The organism is Acinetobacter sp. CIP 102136, from assembly GCF_000369685.1.
GTDB lineage: Bacteria > Pseudomonadota > Gammaproteobacteria > Pseudomonadales > Moraxellaceae > Acinetobacter > Acinetobacter fasciculus.
The window spans coordinates 521,859-539,364 of sequence record NZ_KB850141.1; the positions used below are offsets into that span (position 1 = coordinate 521,859).

General features: G+C 43.3%; 19 protein-coding genes. 14 read left to right on the forward strand and 5 right to left on the reverse strand.

Annotated features, from left to right (window positions below; all coding sequences use genetic code 11):
• Nucleotides 1-124: 124 nt before the first annotated feature.
• The gene (locus tag F893_RS05290; protein WP_005103303.1) at nucleotides 125-1,765 is read right to left on the reverse strand and encodes an acyl-CoA synthetase; all 1,641 of its coding nucleotides are present in this window, start codon (nucleotides 1,763-1,765) and stop codon (nucleotides 125-127) included.
• Between the two features lie 233 nt (nucleotides 1,766-1,998).
• Between F893_RS05290 and F893_RS05295 the strand changes: the two genes are divergently transcribed.
• The 4 genes from F893_RS05295 (at nucleotide 1,999) to infC (ending at nucleotide 7,169) form a co-directional block, all read left to right on the forward strand.
• A complete protein-coding gene (locus F893_RS05295; protein ID WP_005250774.1) occupies nucleotides 1,999-3,285 on the forward strand; it encodes a D-arabinono-1,4-lactone oxidase in 1,287 nt (428 codons plus the stop codon).
• 10 nt (nucleotides 3,286-3,295) lie between these two features.
• Nucleotides 3,296-4,465, forward strand: a complete 1,170-nt coding sequence (locus tag F893_RS05300; RefSeq protein WP_005250776.1) for an alanine racemase — start codon at nucleotides 3,296-3,298, stop codon at nucleotides 4,463-4,465.
• A gap of 224 nt (nucleotides 4,466-4,689) precedes the next feature.
• Nucleotides 4,690-6,612, forward strand: coding sequence for a threonine--tRNA ligase (thrS, locus tag F893_RS05305; protein ID WP_004278291.1), 1,923 nt, complete (start codon nucleotides 4,690-4,692; stop codon nucleotides 6,610-6,612).
• Nucleotides 6,613-6,617: 5 nt separating this feature from the next.
• Nucleotides 6,618-7,169: a translation initiation factor IF-3 gene (gene infC / locus F893_RS05310; protein WP_071850398.1), complete on the forward strand. Its 552-nt coding sequence runs from the start codon at nucleotides 6,618-6,620 to the stop codon at nucleotides 7,167-7,169.
• Between the two features lie 43 nt (nucleotides 7,170-7,212).
• On the opposite strand, the gene F893_RS05315 is transcribed toward infC, so the two are convergent.
• Both F893_RS05315 and F893_RS05320 read right to left on the reverse strand, forming a co-directional pair.
• Nucleotides 7,213-7,764, reverse strand: coding sequence for a hypothetical protein (locus F893_RS05315; RefSeq protein ID WP_005250778.1), 552 nt, complete (start codon nucleotides 7,762-7,764; stop codon nucleotides 7,213-7,215).
• Nucleotides 7,765-7,868: 104 nt separating this feature from the next.
• Complete coding sequence (locus F893_RS05320) at nucleotides 7,869-8,324, reverse strand: Hsp20 family protein (protein ID WP_004732955.1); 456 nt, start codon at nucleotides 8,322-8,324, stop codon at nucleotides 7,869-7,871.
• Nucleotides 8,325-8,607: 283 nt separating this feature from the next.
• Here F893_RS05320 and F893_RS05325 point away from each other — a divergent pair, with 283 nt between their 5' ends.
• From F893_RS05325 to F893_RS05350, 7 genes are all read left to right on the forward strand, one after another.
• Entirely contained in the window at nucleotides 8,608-9,228 is a 621-nt protein-coding gene (locus F893_RS05325; protein WP_004732952.1) for a glutathione S-transferase family protein, read from the forward strand.
• A 74-nt stretch (nucleotides 9,229-9,302) separates the two neighbouring features.
• The gene (locus F893_RS05330) at nucleotides 9,303-9,593 is read left to right on the forward strand and encodes a hypothetical protein (protein ID WP_004647523.1); all 291 of its coding nucleotides are present in this window, start codon (nucleotides 9,303-9,305) and stop codon (nucleotides 9,591-9,593) included.
• 7 nt (nucleotides 9,594-9,600) lie between these two features.
• The gene (locus F893_RS05335; protein WP_005250780.1) at nucleotides 9,601-10,023 is read left to right on the forward strand and encodes a YqaA family protein; all 423 of its coding nucleotides are present in this window, start codon (nucleotides 9,601-9,603) and stop codon (nucleotides 10,021-10,023) included.
• A 186-nt stretch (nucleotides 10,024-10,209) separates the two neighbouring features.
• Entirely contained in the window at nucleotides 10,210-10,404 is a 195-nt protein-coding gene (rpmI, locus tag F893_RS05340) for a 50S ribosomal protein L35 (protein WP_004278281.1), read from the forward strand.
• Nucleotides 10,405-10,415: 11 nt separating this feature from the next.
• The gene (rplT, locus tag F893_RS05345; RefSeq protein ID WP_004647525.1) at nucleotides 10,416-10,775 is read left to right on the forward strand and encodes a 50S ribosomal protein L20; all 360 of its coding nucleotides are present in this window, start codon (nucleotides 10,416-10,418) and stop codon (nucleotides 10,773-10,775) included.
• Nucleotides 10,776-10,929: 154 nt separating this feature from the next.
• Nucleotides 10,930-11,067, forward strand: coding sequence for a hypothetical protein (locus F893_RS18250; protein WP_005250783.1), 138 nt, complete (start codon nucleotides 10,930-10,932; stop codon nucleotides 11,065-11,067).
• 6 nt (nucleotides 11,068-11,073) lie between these two features.
• Nucleotides 11,074-11,412, forward strand: a complete 339-nt coding sequence (locus F893_RS05350) for a GNAT family N-acetyltransferase (protein ID WP_005250784.1) — start codon at nucleotides 11,074-11,076, stop codon at nucleotides 11,410-11,412.
• A 349-nt stretch (nucleotides 11,413-11,761) separates the two neighbouring features.
• On the opposite strand, the gene F893_RS05355 is transcribed toward F893_RS05350, so the two are convergent.
• Entirely contained in the window at nucleotides 11,762-12,787 is a 1,026-nt protein-coding gene (locus F893_RS05355) for a hypothetical protein (protein WP_005250786.1), read from the reverse strand.
• A gap of 159 nt (nucleotides 12,788-12,946) precedes the next feature.
• On the opposite strand from F893_RS05355, the gene pheS reads away from it, so the two are divergent.
• From pheS to F893_RS05370, 3 genes are all read left to right on the forward strand, one after another.
• Nucleotides 12,947-13,927 (forward strand): phenylalanine--tRNA ligase subunit alpha, encoded by a 981-nt coding sequence (gene pheS / locus F893_RS05360; protein ID WP_004278272.1) that lies wholly within the window; start codon nucleotides 12,947-12,949, stop codon nucleotides 13,925-13,927.
• Between the two features lie 135 nt (nucleotides 13,928-14,062).
• Nucleotides 14,063-16,444 carry a phenylalanine--tRNA ligase subunit beta gene (gene pheT, locus F893_RS05365; protein ID WP_005250789.1) on the forward strand — a complete coding sequence of 794 codons (2,382 nt, stop codon included), beginning with the start codon at nucleotides 14,063-14,065 and terminating at the stop codon, nucleotides 16,442-16,444.
• Complete coding sequence (locus F893_RS05370) at nucleotides 16,441-16,737, forward strand: integration host factor subunit alpha (RefSeq protein WP_004278269.1); 297 nt, start codon at nucleotides 16,441-16,443, stop codon at nucleotides 16,735-16,737. Before pheT ends, F893_RS05370 begins: the two co-directional genes overlap by 4 nt.
• Nucleotides 16,738-16,839: 102 nt before the next feature.
• Here the strand turns inward: F893_RS05370 and F893_RS05375 are convergent, their stop codons facing one another.
• Entirely contained in the window at nucleotides 16,840-17,139 is a 300-nt protein-coding gene (locus F893_RS05375; RefSeq protein ID WP_005250791.1) for a hypothetical protein, read from the reverse strand.
• Nucleotides 17,140-17,506: the final 367 nt, after the last annotated feature.

The window sequence follows — 17,506 nt, forward strand, 5'->3', positions numbered from 1 at the left end:
TTCCTTAAAGTCCTCTCCTTGCAGGAGAGGGTTTGGGAGAGGTTATTTCAATAAAAAATCGTGCTAAGTTTTCTTAGCACGATTTTTTATTGAGTAGATTTTGAAAGAACACGTTTGTATGGAATTAAGAGAATTCACCTTGCGCGCGCTCTTTGGCCCATTCACGTAAAACAAATTTCTGCAATTTTCCGGTCGAAGTTTTTGGAATTTCGGTAATCACCACATCCTTAGGCACTTTAAAACGGGCCAGATGCTCACGGCAGAATTCCATAATTTCTTCTTCCGAAGCTGTTATTCCTTCTTTGAGTTCGATAAAGGCACAAGGAACTTCCTGCCAGCGTGGATCAGGCTTGGCGACTACCGCCGCAGTCAGCACCGCCGGATGCTGATACAGTACTTCCTCCACTTCAAGTGAAGAAATATTTTCTCCGCCGGAAATAATCACGTCTTTAGAGCGGTCGGTAATTTTGGCATAGCCATCCGGTTGGCAAACTGCCAGATCTCCTGTATGGAACCAGCCTCCCGCAAAGGCTTCCGCGGTAGCTTCGGGATTTTTCAGATAGCCTTTCATCACGATATTGCCACGGAACATGATTTCACCCATGGTCTGGCCATCGTGTGGCACTTCCTGCATGGTATCCGGATCAAGTACTTTCATGCCATCTTGCAATGGATACGGTACGCCCTGACGGGAGTGCAACTGCGCCTGTTCCTGAATGGATAAATCACTCCAGCCTGCCTGAGATGCACATAGGGCAGAAGGGCCATAGGTCTCAGTCAAGCCATAAACATGCGTTACATTAATACCGATATTGCGCATGCCTTCGATAATCGCAGCTGGCGGTGCAGCACCCGCGACCATCACTTCGACACGGTGATCAATCTTGGCCTTTTTCTCTTCAGGTGCGTTAATCAGCATTGACAAGACAATCGGTGCCCCACAGAAGTAATCGACTTTATGTTCAGCAATCAGTTTAAAGATCAGTTCAGCATCGACTTTACGCAAGCAAACGTTGGTTCCGCCATTGGCCGCCATGGTCCAGGCAAAGCACCAGCCATTACAGTGGAACAGCGGAAGTGTCCATAAATAGGTAGCGCGTGGTGTCATGCCACAGGCGATAATATTACTGGCTGCGTTAATGTAGGCACCGCGATGATGATAGACCACGCCTTTCGGATTGCCGGTGGTACCGGAGGTATAACTTAAGCTGATAGCATCCCATTCATCTTGAGGCAAATGCCATTCAAAGTTTGCGTCGCCTTGCGCAATCCAGTCTTCATATTCGATTTGACCAATACGCTTATCTTCACCTTCAAACTCTGCATCGGCCACATCAATGACATAAATATCCTGTGACACCAAGGCAAGTGCTTCAGTCGCAAGTGCGGTAAATTCAGGATCGACCAAGAGCACTTTGCTTTCAGCGTGTTCCAGCATAAAAGCCAGTGTTTTGGCATCGAGACGGGTATTTAAAGTATTCAGGACTGCACCTGCCATCGGTACAGCAAAATGTGCTTCGATCATGGCAGGGACGTTAGGCAGCAGGACAGACACGGTATCATTTTTACCGATACCTAGTTTTTGGAGTTGGTTGGCAAACTGACGACAACGATTGTATTTCTCACGCCAGGTGATCCGGCGTTTACCGTGAATAATCGCATTCTGATTGGGATAGATATAAGCTGCACGATCAAGATAGCGTAAAGGTGATAAGGCTACAAAATTTGCAGGGGTACGCGGTAATTCATCATATGCGCTAACCATTGGAAAACTCCATTCTATATTTATTTTCATATCCTGTTGAAAAGATATGTATTTCTCAGAAATCTTGCATTTATGCTTTAGTCGAGTACGATTTTACAAATTTTAAGTATTTGAATATTAATAAAAATATTTAACCCTACTTAAATGTTTTGAACGCATGGGTTCCCAAGTTTGATTTTTTAGGTATTTTACTCTAGTTCAGCCATTAAAATAATATGAGCCCAGGAAGAATAATGAAAATACAACAGGCGAATGACGTCTGGCGAAACTGGTCGGGGAGCCAGTTCAGTGCCGCTCGGATTGTTCAGCCCAGCCAGATCAGTGAATTACAAAGTTTAGTGAAGACCCATGCACACATTCGTGCAGTGGGTGCAGGACATTCATTTAGCCCATTGGCCAAAACAGATGAGGTGTTGCTTAATCTCGATTTGTTAAAAGGTATCGTTGCCTTTGATCAAGAGAAAACCCAATGCACCGTGCGGGCCGGGACGCGTTTATATGATTTGGGGAAAGATCTGGTACCGATCAATCAGGCCTTAATCAATCAGGGCGATATAGACCAGCAAAGTCTGGCCGGAGCGATTTCTACCGGAACGCATGGCACGGGCATCGATTTACCTTGCATCTCTGCTTTCGTGGAAGGCTTTGAATTACTGACCGCGGATGGAGAGCTGTTGCAATGTCATCGTGAGCAGAATGCTGAGATATTTCAGGCTGGACGGGTGGCATTGGGCAGCTTAGGCATATTGACCCAAATAACCCTGCAAAATCGACCACGATATAAACTAAAAGAACAGATTCGGCTCTGTTCATTAAAAGACATATTTACCCATATTGATCAATGGAAACATCAGCATCGGTATATTGAATTTTGGGCTTTTTTACATGCCGATCAAGTGATGCTGAAAACTCTGGATGAAACGGATGCAACCATTCAGCCGAGAACAGATAGCTGGCCTCCGGAAGATATTTTATTGACTCTATGTTCGGAATTGACGCGACTCTTCCCAAAGACAAATCCCTATCTGCAAAAACTGCTCGGCGTATTTGTCAAACCGACTCGTTATGTAGACTGTTCATCCAGAATTTTTCCAACTCCGCGTAAGACCAGATTTAATGAAATGGAATATCAGGTTCCGGTTGAGTTTGGCTTGCAGTGTCTGGACGAGATTCTGCATGTTTTATGCAAACACCAAGTGCCGATGTTTTTCCCGATCGAGTTTCGTTATGTCAAAGGCGATGAGATCTGGCTAAGTCCTTTTTATCAGCGTGATTCGGTCTCCATTTCGATTCATCAATTTTATAAACAGGATTACCACGCGATCTTTGATCTGGTCGAGCCGATTTTACAGAAATATCATGGACGACCGCATTGGGGCAAGTTACATAGTATGAGCGCAGCCTCGCTGCGCGAACTCTACCCGAAATGGGATAATTTCATGGTGCTACGTCAGCAATTGGATCCACAGCAAAAATGGCTGAATCCATATTTAAAAGAATTGTTTTTATCTGGGAAATGAGGAGAGGGCGATGCAATCAAATTATTTTCAGCAACTGACGCAGGAATTAAAACGGCAGGGCACTGGCACACCGCAACTGATTTTAGATTTAAAAACCTATCAACGTAATTTGGACTATGTACAGTCAAAATTGCCTGCGAAGTTAAAACCACGTCTGGTAGTGAAGTCTTTAGCCAGCATTCAGCTACTCAAACTGGCCAGTGAAAAACTAAATACCCAGCGCTTTATGGTCTTTCATCTGCCGCATCTGCTGGAGATTATAGGGACATTTCAGCAAGCCGATATCTTGTTGGGTAAACCGATGCCGATTCAGGCAGTCAAACATTTTTATCAAACTTTGTCTGATCAAAATAAAGCCAATGATCAAGTAATTATTCAATGGCTAATTGATGATGTGGAACGATTAAAACAATATCTGCAACTCGCGCAAAGCTTGAATACCTGCCTGAATGTCAATATTGAAATTGATGTAGGGCTACATCGTGGCGGCGTACAAACGCAGCAGCAATTTATAGCCTTAATGAAGCTGATTCAGCACAACGCGGCTTATCTCAAACTTTCGGGTCTAATGGGCTATGATGCACATGTCGCCAAACTGCCAAAAATTTTGAAAAGTCCCGACAAAAGTTATCAGCAATCGCAGCAGATGTATCAACAATACAAAAGTATTCTTCAGCGAAAATTCCCGGATTTATGGCATGAAGGTTTGTGTTTTAACGGTGGGGGAAGTCCAACCTTTATGCAGCATTGCCAGCAAAGTGTCTGTAATGATCTGGCCTTTGGCTCGATGCTGCTTAAGCCGAGTGATTTTGATCTGGAAAATTTGTCCGCTTTAAGCTGTGCTTTATGGATTGCCGCACCCATTTTAAAAGTGTTGCCTTGTAGTCAGATTCCCGGTCTGGAGCTGCTGAATTATCTTCCTCATCAATATAAAGCCGTATTTATTTATGGCGGCTATTGGCGAGCGGATTATATTTATCCTGAAAAAAGCCGGCCGCATGTGTTGTATGGCCGCAGCAGTAATCAGGAAATGCTTCAGGTGCCCATGCAGTGCGATATTCATGTCGATGATTATGTGTTTTTAAGACCGACACAAAGTGAAGCGCTGATCCCGCAATTCGACCAGCTGTATGTTTATGTAGAGGGAAAGTTTCTCCAGTGGCAGACGTTCCGGGAATAACTACATTCTGAAATGAAAAATGAGCCTAAGCCTTTAACGATCAGGCACAGATTTGGCGGTAAATCTTATTTTTATTGGGAAAAGGTTTAATCATGCGGCCAAGCCGTGTAAAATTCGAATCGATTTTATTTATCCACCGTTTTTATCTTTTGAGGCTGTGCCTCGATCATAATCTCGCGGTGATATGCTCCATGGTACGGGGCATCACTCCTTAAGGATTTCTTATGCCAATTATCACTTTGCCCAATGGCGATCAAAAACAGTTTGATCACGCCGTATCTGTGATGGACGTTGCACTTAGCATTGGTCCTGGTCTTGCAAAAAATACAGTTGCTGGTCGTGTCAACGATCGTTTGGTTGATGCGTCTGATCTCATCACTGAAGATGCAACACTACAAATCATCACGCCTAAAGACGAAGCCGGTGTCGAGATCATTCGCCATTCTTGTGCGCATTTGGTCGGTCATGCGGTTAAGCAACTGTTCCCAGAAGCAAAGATGGTCATTGGTCCGGTCATTGAGGAAGGTTTCTACTATGACATCTGGATGCCACGTCCGTTTACCTTAGACGACATGGCAGCGATTGAAGAGCGTATGAAAAAGCTCATCGATCAAGACTATGATGTTGTGAAAAAAATGACGCCGCGTGATGAAGTCATTGCTGAATTCACTGCGCGTGGCGAAGAATACAAATTGCGCCTGATCGCAGACATGCCTGAAGAAACACAAATGGGCTTGTACTACCATCAGGATTATTTGGATATGTGCCGTGGTCCGCATGTACCAAATACCAAATTCCTCAAATCGTTCAAGTTGACTAAAATCTCTGGTGCTTACTGGCGCGGTGACGCGAAAAACGAACAGCTACAACGTATTTACGGTACAGCGTGGGCAGACAAAAAACAGCTTGCTGCCTATGTAAAACGTATTGAAGAAGCTGAAAAACGCGATCACCGTAAAATCGGTAAAGCGCTAGACTTGTTCCATATGCAAGAAGAAGCACCAGGTATGGTGTTCTGGCATCCGAACGGCTGGACCATTTACCAGGTTCTTGAACAGTACATGCGTAAAGTTCAGCAAGACAACGGTTATGAAGAAATCCGTACACCGCAAGTGGTTGATTTCACGCTCTGGGAAAAATCAGGACATGCTGCTAACTATGCAGACAATATGTTCACCACGCATTCTGAAAACCGTAACTATGCGGTGAAGCCAATGAACTGTCCTTGTCACGTACAAGTGTTCAATCAAGGCTTGAAGTCATACCGTGATCTTCCTGTACGTTTAGCAGAATTCGGTTCATGTCACCGTAACGAACCATCAGGTTCTTTACACGGCATTATGCGTGTACGTGGCTTTACCCAAGATGACGCGCATATTTTCTGTACCAAAGAGCAGATTGGTCCTGAAGTTGCAGACTTTATCAAATTGACACTGGATGTATACAAAGATTTTGGCTTTGAAGAAGTACAAATGAAGTTGTCGACGCGTCCTGAAAAACGTGTGGGTGATGACAAGCTTTGGGATATGGCAGAAAAATCTTTGGCAGATGCTTTAGATGCTGCGGGTCTTGAGTGGGAGCTTCAACCAGGTGAGGGCGCATTCTACGGTCCGAAGATTGAATTCTCTCTGAAAGACTGCTTAGGTCGTGTCTGGCAGTGTGGTACCATTCAGTGTGACTTTAACTTGCCAGAACGTTTAGATGCGTCTTATGTCACTGAAGATAATGACCGCGATCAGCCAGTAATGTTACATCGTGCAATTCTTGGCAGTTTCGAGCGTTTTATTGGTATACTGATCGAACACTACGCAGGCTTCATGCCACCTTGGTTGGCACCAATGCAAGCATGTGTAATGAACATTACCGATTCTCAAGCTGAGGCATGTGAGTCAGTCGTCGCAAAACTTAAAGAAAACGGTATCCGTGCAATTTCTGACTTGAGAAATGAGAAAATCGGCTTTAAGATTCGTGAACGTACATTAGAGCGTATTCCTTACTTACTGGTACTTGGGGACCGTGAAGTAGAGGAAGGTACCGTAAACGTGCGTACCCGCTCAGGAACAAATTTGGGTACTATGTCAATCGATGCTTTCGTTGACCTAGTAAAAGCAGCCGTAGCCGAACGCGGCCGGTACATTGTGGAGTAACAGCGATTAAACAGCCTGACCGTAATCAACAGGGCGGTAACAAATCAAACCGTCCTGCCTTGAATGATGAAATTCGTGCGAAAGAAGTCCGTCTTGTAGACGAAAATGGTGAGCAGAAAGGGATTGTAAGCTTAGCTGACGCCCTACGCGCAGCAGAAAGTGTTGAACTTGATCTTGTTGAGATCGTAGCAAACGCTGAACCACCAGTATGTAAGATCATGGACTTCAACAAGCATTTGTTTGATCTTAAGCAAAAGCAGAAAGAAGCGAAGAAAAAACAACATCAAGTCCAGGTGAAAGAAATCAAGCTACGCCCGGGTACTGATGTTGGTGATTACAACGTAAAACTACGTGCAATCATCAAGTTCCTTGAAGAAGGTAACAAGGTGAAAATCACGCTTCGTTTCCGTGGTCGTGAAATGGCGCACCAACAGTTGGGTCTAGCTCAATTGCAAAAAATTGAAGCTGACGTGGCTGAATTCGGTACTGTTGAGCAGATGCCGAAAATGGAAGGCCGTCAAATGGGTATGCTACTTGGTCCTAAAAAGAAAAAGTAAGCACTCATTAAGCGAAAAAAGCCCTGCATATGCAGGGCTTTTTTTATGCTCTAAAGTTCCAGGCACTTTGTATGGCCTGCATAATCTGTTGAGCTTGCGGGCGGGAAAACATCGACAGCTGAATCCGGAAAAATCCAAGAAAAATTTGATTCATCAGACCGGGCTGGCACAATTTAAAATCCAAAGTGCCATCGCGTTGACTAATCACATGCGCTGGCATGTTATAGAGCCAGCTTTTGAGATGTGCTTTGAGAGAAGCATAGCGTGGATTCAGAAAGCTATACTGTACCGAATGTCGTTTTAAGCACAGGCTGATGCGGAAACCGGCCAAAGTATAATAAATAGCTTGTGAGGTGATTTTCAGTTTAGTTCCCAGCATAAGCAGCGAAAGACCAAGAAAGCCGCCAATATAAATATAAAAGTCAGGAGACTCCTGCCATAAAAATAATAGTCCTTGGAAAAAACTGGAATTGCTACGCACACTGCTGAAATAAAAAATGCTGAATATTCCGACCGGATAACAAAACAGTAAATATCCCATAGCGCGCATGATCGGGCTAGCTTGATGAAACAGGATGTTTTCTGGCACATTCATGGTTTATTTTTATGATCAGAAAGCGTATTGCCTTAATGAGCTTAGGTAATCTGTAGCCAAAAAGAAAGGCCCTTTCGGACCTTCCTTTGCGTACTTAATCAAGCTTATTCCACTGATTTTTCATCGTTTGCAATGAGCAGTTTATTGCCAATCGGGATTTGACGTGGCAATTTTTCTTCTGGAATAATGCGCTGCAAGTCGATGATCAATAAACCATTTTCATAGTCTGCCTGTTGTACCTCAATATATTCATCCAGACGTAAAGACAATTTAAATGCACGTCGCGCAATGCCTTTGTACAGGAATTCAATACTGTCATTGCTCTGGTTTTCAGGCTTGCCTAGGATGGTCAGCAACTTATTTTCCAGACGAATGTCGAGTTCTTCCTGACGAAAACCCGCAGTTGCCACCACGATGCGGTAATTATTCTCACCACGCTTTTCGATATTATACGGTGGGTAATTCGGTGCATCGCTTTGCATGGCATAGTCAATAAAGTCATTCAAGCGATCAAAGCCAATACTACGACGAAATAATGGATGAAGATTTAAGTTACTCATGATTAGAACCTTCTCACTAAAGCAAAGTTATAAAAACAAGAAAATAAGATCTGTCATGTCAGACATCAACAGCGCATAAGATTGACGCAATCCTTATGCAGAAATAAATATGTGTTTGGAGCTGAAATTTTCAAGATCAAAAAGAAAAAAATATATAAATTTTTAATAAGATTTTGATATTTATTGAAAAATAATTTTAAAATGCAGACTTGTTGTTTCTTTCTAAATCCTCTATGTTGAGTACATCGTCGCATAGTAAAAGTGCAGGGAGTATTAGAAGAAAATGATCGATTTATATTATTGGGGCACCCCCAACGGCCATAAAATTAGTATTGCTCTAGAAGAAATGGGGCTGGAATATCAAATTATTCCCATCAATATTCTGGAAAATGACCAGTTCCAGTCCGATTTTCTGGCTATTTCTCCCAATAATAAAATCCCGGCAATTGTTGATCAGGATGGGCCACATGGCCGCGCCATTTCAATTTTTGAGTCAGGTGCGATCTTGCAATATCTGGGTCGCAAAACAAGTCTGTTTTATCCAGCCGATGAAGTGAAGCGTATTCAGGTCGAACAGTGGCTGATGTGGCAAATGGGCGGTTTGGGGCCGATGCTCGGGCAAAATCATCACTTTAGCCGTTTTGCACCTGAGCGGATTGCTTATGCCACAGAGCGCTATGTCAATGAAAGCAAGCGTTTATATGGGGTGTTGAATAAACAGCTGGTCGGGCAGGAGTATGTGGCTGGCGAATACTCGATTGCAGATATGGCCATTTTCCCTTGGTTATTACGGCATGACTGGCAACAGATCACTCTGGAAGATTATCCTGAAGTTTCCAAATATATCGATCGTTTGAATGCTCGTCCTGCGGTTCAGAAAGCGCTGGCGATACAGGTCAGTTAAGCATCTGCCTTTATGCTAAAATAGCCTTAAGCAAATAAAGCCACCCTTACGGTGGTTTTTTATTGGATGGATATATGAACGATTTTCTTCTGAACTTTACCAAGATTGTTGAAAGTAATACCCGAATTTACTGGAGCATTCTTTTCGGCATTGCTGCATGTTTAGTGCTGTATGTTGCTGAAATTGTGCATATCGATCAGGTGATTGCTGCCCTAAATACCAAAGATCAGCAGATTTTACGTGCTGCAATTGCACCGCTCAATGAGCAGTATAAATGGGCGCGGATCATGGCGATGGTGACTGCAGTCGTTTGGTCCAGTTGGGAATATAGTAAAGCCAAGAAAAAAATGGGCTTGAGCCGTTAATGCTGTAATGAGCCTGTTTTTACTGTTTCTATCTGCCTTTGGTGCAGCGACCTTACTGCCTTTACAGTCTGAAGCTGTGCTACTGGGGCTTTTAGTGCAGGGTGAGCAGAGTGAGGTACTGTTAATTGCGGTGGCCAGTTTGGGGAATATACTGGGTTCTTGTGTGAACTGGTATCTGGGACTCAAGATTGAGCATTATAAAAATAAAAAGTGGTTTCCGGTTTCAGCAGATAAGATGCTCAAGGCGCAAAAGACCTATCAGAAATATGGTTACTGGTCTTTACTGCTGAGCTGGGTGCCTATCATTGGTGATCCGATTACCCTGATTGCGGGACTATTAAAAGAAAACCTCGTCCGTTTTCTGCTGATGGTCAGCATCGCTAAAATTGGACGTTATCTGTTTGTCTATGCGGCCTTTGCCATGTTCTAAACTTGAAAATAATTTTCCTGATCCAGTCTTGGATATTATTTCAGAGCGAAATCATTCTTTAAATTCGCTTATTGGGTGAAGATGCTTTTGTTTTAAACAAAGATGCTTTAGAATACTCGCTCCCTTACCTGCAGGTCGTTTTGTAATGGTGCAAACGAGCCGAACAGGTGTTCAAAAGAGGTTGTTATGCCTAAGATGAAAACTCGCCGTGGTGCAGCTAAACGCTTTAAAGCGACTGCTAACGGTTTTAAGCGTAAACAAGCGTTCAAACGCCACATTTTGACCAAAAAATCTGCTAAGCGTATTCGTCAATTGCGCGGCTGTGTAATGGTTCACGTAAGTGACGTTGCTTCAGTTCGTCGTATGTGCCCGTACATCTAAGGAGATTATAAATGGCTCGTGTAAAACGTGGTGTACAGGCTCATCGCCGTCACAAAAAAATTCTTGCTCGCGCTAAAGGTTACTATGGTGCTCGTTCACGCGTTTACCGCGTAGCGTTCCAGGCGGTAATCAAAGCTGGTCAATATGCTTACCGTGACCGTCGTCAGAAGAAACGTCAATTCCGCGCTTTGTGGATTGCACGTATCAACGCTGGTGCTCGTCAAAATGGTTTGTCGTACAGCCGTATGATCGCTGGCTTGAAAAAAGCTCAAGTGATTATCGACCGTCGCGTACTTGCTGACATCGCTATGCATGACGCAGTTGCGTTTGCTGCTTTAGCTTCTAAAGCTAAAGATGCATTGGCTGCATAAGTCTTTATGACTTGAAAAAAGACCGCCATTTGGTGGTCTTTTTTATGCTTAAATAAAAGTAGTCATTTTAAATATTATTTAAAAATCAATATTGTAAATCCTATATTTTTTAGTCATTGTTAAACTGCATAATCAAAAATAAGGCTTAAAAATAATGATTCGACTTGCCACTCAACAGGATGTCCTGCCGATTGCCCAAGTGCACGTACAAAGCTGGCGTGAAAGCTATAAAAACATCATCAAACAAGAAATTTTAGATGCATTGTGTGTAGAACAAAGAGCTGCCTTGTAGCGTTCTGTGCTTGAACAGGAAAATCGACAGGTATTTGTCTATGAAGAAAATGCTCAGGTGCTCGGATTTGCTGCCTTTAATTTTCCAGTGGATGCACCAATTAGTGAATTGAGAGCACTTTATTTGCTTCAAAATATTCAAGGTCGCGGCATTGGACGTGATTTGGTTCAATTGGGTCTGGGTTTAAGTCGAGAAAAATCCTACCAGTATATGCAGTGCAGCGTATTGAACCTGAATTCCAGTCGTTATTTTTATGAAAAGACCGGCGCCTATTTTGTCAGTGAAGGAGATGCCAGCGATCTGGGCGAGAATCTTAAAGACTTATGTTATCAGTGGGACATTTAATTTTTGAATACTCTGGCCCAGCTGGCTCAACGTAGAAAAATCTAAAACCTGGGAAAAGACGATAGAAAATAAATCAGCCCTTAGAAATGTATGGCTGATTTATCTTTTTATCTCAATATCTCCACCGGTCAATTAAGAGAGCATTTCCGGCCGATCAGCAAATGACAGCTTCGGCTCATTCAAATAATGCTGAAATTTTAAGACAGATACTCAGTCGTGATTCCATCATCTGATGGATGATGAAAACCATCACAAAATCGTCAGCATTATTTCAAGTTGATGCCTGCTCATGAATATCAAAATATCCATTGAATTCTGCCCGTGATGTTCAAGCTTTTCTGGCAAAATGTTAAAGGCCGAAATAGTAGCCAATCAGACAGATAATCACAGTGATCACAATTAAGGTCAGCACATTTGCAGATGAACTGGATTTGCCTGGGTCCTGAGGTTTTTCTGCTTTAGAAATTTTTGGTGAGCGGTCTTCGGTACTCATACCGACAAATGGGTCAGGTGCAACTTTTGGTGTTAGCTGTGCAGTTTTATAGTGATTGGCGACTTTGCTGATGAATTTAGCACTTAAATCATCAATTTTTTGCGAAAAATGTCGCAGGTTAAGTTGCTGCTCCGGGCTGAGTACTTCGCCATCTGCACGATAGGGATGCTGGATTTTCGTTTGAATAAAGTCATTTAAGGCGTCTAGGCGGTACAAAGTCTGGTGAGCATAATCCGCTGAATAGTCAGTGGGAATTAAGGCCAAATGACTTTCGCTATCGGCTTGAATGGCAGGCATGGTGCCGTAATAAGGCAAATTGGTATATGCAGGTTCGGTAAAATCTTGGGCAAGGCTACTTTCAAACAGTTCATGATCGGTATAGGCCTGAATATCATCCCAGTTTGGGGCTTCCAGATCGACATCAATGCGCTTGGCCAGTTTAGGATTTAGCTCATAACACCAGAATGTTTCATGGCGTAAAGGGGATTGCTGTGATTTAGGTGCTTCGTAATCATTGTCTGCGCTGTACCATTCAGGCAGTTCCTTGCCGATGATCCAGGCAGTTTTGGTTTTAGCACCATGACTGACAATAAAATGTGCCAGTGGTAATAGCTCAACATTGGCATTCGGATTTTTTTCATCAACCAGTAAATCAGAGCGATGCAAGCTAAGGCGACGCACACCTTGTTTTTTCAAGCCTTCCAGCCAGATCTGGAAATGCTGGGCCAGCAGATGTTGTGACATCAGATCCCGAAAGGCAAACTGATGCTGATTAAAAATGGAATGTTGAATCCAACGATTGAAACTCAGGTCCTGAGTCAAATACTCATTGCCGTAAGTGACGAGGGTCAGTTGCTGTTTCCAAATTTGATCGAGTGCCATAGTGATTTGATCTGATTGATATTGTGTTTATCTTATACTTTTTATATTTAATCATGCCAATCTAATTTTCCTTAAAACGCATCTTCATCAAAGTGTCTAAAAACTGTTAGAATGTGGGGTTTTTAAAATATTTTTTAACCTGTTGCTTTGAGAGTTACTATGTCACTGGAAGCCCTGACCACTGAAGCGCTCGCTGCGATTGCAGCAGCTCAAGACCTTGCTGCACTTGATCAAGTACGAGTGCAATTTACGGGGAAAAAAAGCCAGCTCGCGGAACAATCTAAGTCGCTTGGTAAAATGGATCCCGAAGAACGTAAAGTCTTCGGCGCACAAATCCATGCTGTACGTGAAACTATTACCGCTGCATTGACCTCACGTCAGGCAGAATTGCATAAAGCTGCCTTAGAACAAAAACTGGCAAGCGAAACCATTGATATTACTTTACCAGGTCGTGGCCAACAGGTGGGCAGTATCCATCCAGTGACCCAGGTGCAAGAGCGTATTTGCCAGTTCTTTACCAAGGCAGGTTTTACGGTTGCAACAGGTCCTGAAGTTGAAGATGACTACCACAACTTTGAAGCACTGAACATTCCGGGTCATCACCCGGCGCGTGCCATGCACGATACCTTCTATTTTGATGTGAACCATTTGCTGCGTACGCATACGTCTGGTGTACAGATTCGTACCATGGAAACCCAGCAACCACCAATCCAGATCGTGTGTCCGGGCCGTGTTTACCGTTGTGATTCGGATCAAACCCACTCACCGATGTTCCATCAGATCGAAGGTTTATACGTGGCTGAAAATACCAGCTTCGCGGAACTGAAAGGTTTGCTGATTAACCTGCTGAACGAATTCTTCGAAAAAGATTTGAAAGTACGTTTCCGTCCATCTTATTTCCCGTTCACAGAGCCGAGTGCGGAAGTGGATATTATGGATGAACGCGGTCGCTGGTTAGAAGTATTGGGCTGCGGTATGGTGCATCCGAATGTGCTGCAAGCTGCAGGCATTGATCCTGAAAAATACAAAGGCTTTGCTTTTGGTCTGGGTGTTGAACGTTTTGCAATGCTGCGTTATGGCGTAAATGACTTACGTATGTTCTTCCAAAACGATGTGCGTTTCTTACGCCAGTTTGCTTAAAACTTTTTAATAATCCTCTCCTAACCTCTTCTTTTAAAAAGGAGAGGGACTCCGCGAAATAGATGGAGTTCTCCCCCTTTGGAAAATGGGGAGCAGAGGGGGATTCTAGAGATTTGAATTACAGGTTTTATATCAATGAAAATTAGCGAAAATTGGCTACGCACATGGGTTAACCCAGCCATCGATAGCGAAAAACTTTCTGATCAACTGACCATGTTGGGTCTGGAAGTGGATGAACTTGCGCCTGCAGCTAAACCCTTTACCGGCGTAGTGGTGGGGGAAGTCCTGACGGTAGAACAACATCCTGATGCAGATCGCTTGCGTGTGACCACTGTCAATATCGGTTCAGGTGAGCCTCTACAAATTGTATGTGGTGCGCCAAATGTACGTGCTGGCATGAAAGCACCGGTTGCGACCATTGGTGCAGTACTTCCGGGTGATTTCAAAATCAAGAAAGGCAAGCTACGTGGTATCGAGTCACAAGGCATGCTGTGCGGCGCTTCAGAAATCGATTTGGAAGATAAAATTGATGGTGTGTTAGAGCTTCCAGCGGATGCACCAGTAGGTATGAACATTCGTGAATATCTAGACCTTGATGACAACGTGATTGACATCAGCATTACACCGAACCGTGGGGACTGCTTCAGTATTCGCGGGATCGCACGTGAAATTGGTGTGATTAACCAATTGCCAGTAACTGCCCCTGAAATTAAAGAAGTAGCTGCGACTATTAGCGAAGAAAAGAAAGTCGTTGTATCGACTGAAGGCTGTCCACGTTACTTGGGTCGTGTGATCAAGAACGTCAATACCAAGGCTGTGACTCCTGTATGGATGGAGCGTGCATTGGCACGTTCAGGTATCCGTCAGCACAGCATTCTGGTCGATATTACCAACTATGTGCTGATGGAGCTGGGTCAACCGCTACACGCATTTGATGGCGGCAAAGTTCAAGGCGCAGTACATGTACGTCAAGCGACAGAAGATGAAAAGTTAGTTTTGCTCAATGAACAAGAAGTGGAGCTGAATGAAAAAGTGATGGTGATTGCAGATGATGAAAAAGCATTGGCCATTGCTGGTATTATGGGTGGCTTGTTTTCAGCAGTCAGCGATGCAACCACTGAAATTTTCCTGGAATCAGCATTCTTCGCGCCACTGCATATTGCCGGTCGTGCACGTAGCTTTGGCCTGCATACTGATGCTTCTCAGCGTTATGAACGTGGTGTCGATTTTGAATTGCCATTGATCGCTATGCACCGCGCATCACAATTGATTGCGGAACTTGCGGGCGGTGAGTTTGGACCAATTACAGTTGCCGAAAATGCAGCATTATTGCCAACACGCGACGCAATTGAGTTGAATCAAGCACAAGTCGATCAACTGCTGGGTTATAGTGTTGACTCAGCGTTCATTACTGATGCTTTAAGCCGTTTAGGTTGTGAAGTTACAGTAAAAGCAGAAGGCGAGTGGTCAGTGGTACCGCCATCACATCGTTATGATATGGTGATTTACCAAGATTTGATCGAAGAAGTGGCGCGTATTCACGGTTATGACAATATTCAAATCAGCCTGCCTGTGATTGATGTGAAGCTGGCGAAATACCAAGATCAGTTTGAATTGGGCCAACTCCGTCAAACTGCCGTAACTTTAGGTTACCAAGAAGCGATCAGCTTTAGCTTCGCAGACCTAAAGCTTGAAAAGCAACTTAATTCCAGTGTGAATCCATTAGTATTAGCCAATCCAATTTCAAGTGATTTGGCAGTGATGCGTTCAACCTTGCTGTCTAGCCTTATTCCTTGTGTTCAGTACAATGTCAACCGCCAGCAAAGCCGTGTACGTTTCTTTGAGCTCGGTCTGCGTTTTGACTATCAAGAAGCCAGCAGCATCCATGATTTAAAACAGATTCCAACTTTTGCATTGATTGCGACTGGTTCACGTCATGCTGAATCTTGGCATGTGAAACCCGCTGCAATGGACTTCTTTGACTTTAAGGGTGATGTAGAAGAAATTTTGGCTGCTGGTCGTGTCAAAGTAGAATATGTGCGTTCAGAGCGTAGCTGGTTGCATCCTGGACAATCCGCAGAAATTCTCGTGAATGGTCAATCAATTGGTTACTTGGGGCGTTTACATCCCTCACTTGAAGACGAACTTGATCTGGCAACCACATGGGTAGCAGAATTGGATCAAGCGGCTGTTTTGCAAACTTATGTATCTAATTTTACAGAATTATCACGTTTTCCATCGGTTCGACGTGATATTGCGCTTTTAATTAGTGATAAGATTAATGTTAGCGAAATTCAGGGACTTATCGAAAAAACAGGCGGAGAGCTTTTAGACTCAACTTGGTTGTTCGATGTGTACACTGGACAAGGAGTAGAAGAAGGGAAACGCTCACTGGCATTTGCACTTCTCTGGCAGCATCCAAGCCGTACACTGGAAGATGCTGAAATTAAATCAGGTATGGATAATATCCTTCAAGTGTTAGAAAACACTTACCAAGCGACATTGAGGGCTTCATGACAGCACTAACTAAAGCAGAAATGGCTGATCATTTAAGTGAGCTCACGAGTTTAAACCGTCGTGAAGCAAAACAAATGGTTGAGTTGTTCTTCGATGAGATTAGCCAGGCGCTCATCTCAGGCGAGCAAGTAAAACTTTCGGGTTTTGGTAATTTCGAGTTGCGTGATAAGCGTCAACGTCCGGGCCGTAACCCGAAAACGGGTGAAGAGATTCCGATTTCTGCACGCCGTGTGGTCACCTTCCGTGCCGGACAGAAGTTCCGTCAACGTGTGGGAAATGAGCAGGTCAATTGATCTGCTTTTTAAAACTGGAATCTAATATCTTTAAATTCCAGTTTTAAAAATAAAAAAGAGAGCCAAAGGCTCTCTTTTTTTTGTACTGAATAATCTAGAAGATTATTGAGCAGCAGCTTCAGAAGCAGCAGTAGCTTCAGCAGCAGCATCAGTAGCAACTGCAGCAGCAGCATCAGCTTCAGCAGCAGCGTCAACTTCAGTAGCAACTTCAGAAGAAGCTTCAACGTCAGTAGCTTCTACAGCAGCAGCGTCAGCAGCAGCTTCAGCTTCAGAAGCAGCTTCTACAGCTTCAGAAGCAGCTTGGTTAGCGTCAGCAGCAGCGTCGTCAGCTTTTTTAGCACAACCAACGAAAGCTAAAGTAGTAGCAACTGCAGCAGCAATAGCGATTTTTTTGAATAACATGGCATCACTCTCTAAAAATTGAGATTAAAAAAAACCAAAGTTAGTCTGTTAAGTGCTTTTATTGTTCCTAATTGTGTTAGGGACTAACAACGCAGGAGCAGTCTAACTGGTCTGCAAATATGCTATCACTGCGCATTTTTAATTGCTACTGGCAATGATCAAAAAAGTACGGAAAAACGATAAAAAATAAGAAGTTTTTAACAGAAAATAACAATGGAATGAAACATTTAGATTGGAGAAAGGCTTGTTAAACACTTAAAAGTTATACAATTTTTAATCTGAATATTTTATTAATCAAAAACTTAAAAATAAGTTTACATAAATCAGGCTTGATTGTTTCATTCTGTAATTTATGTCAACCTAAAAA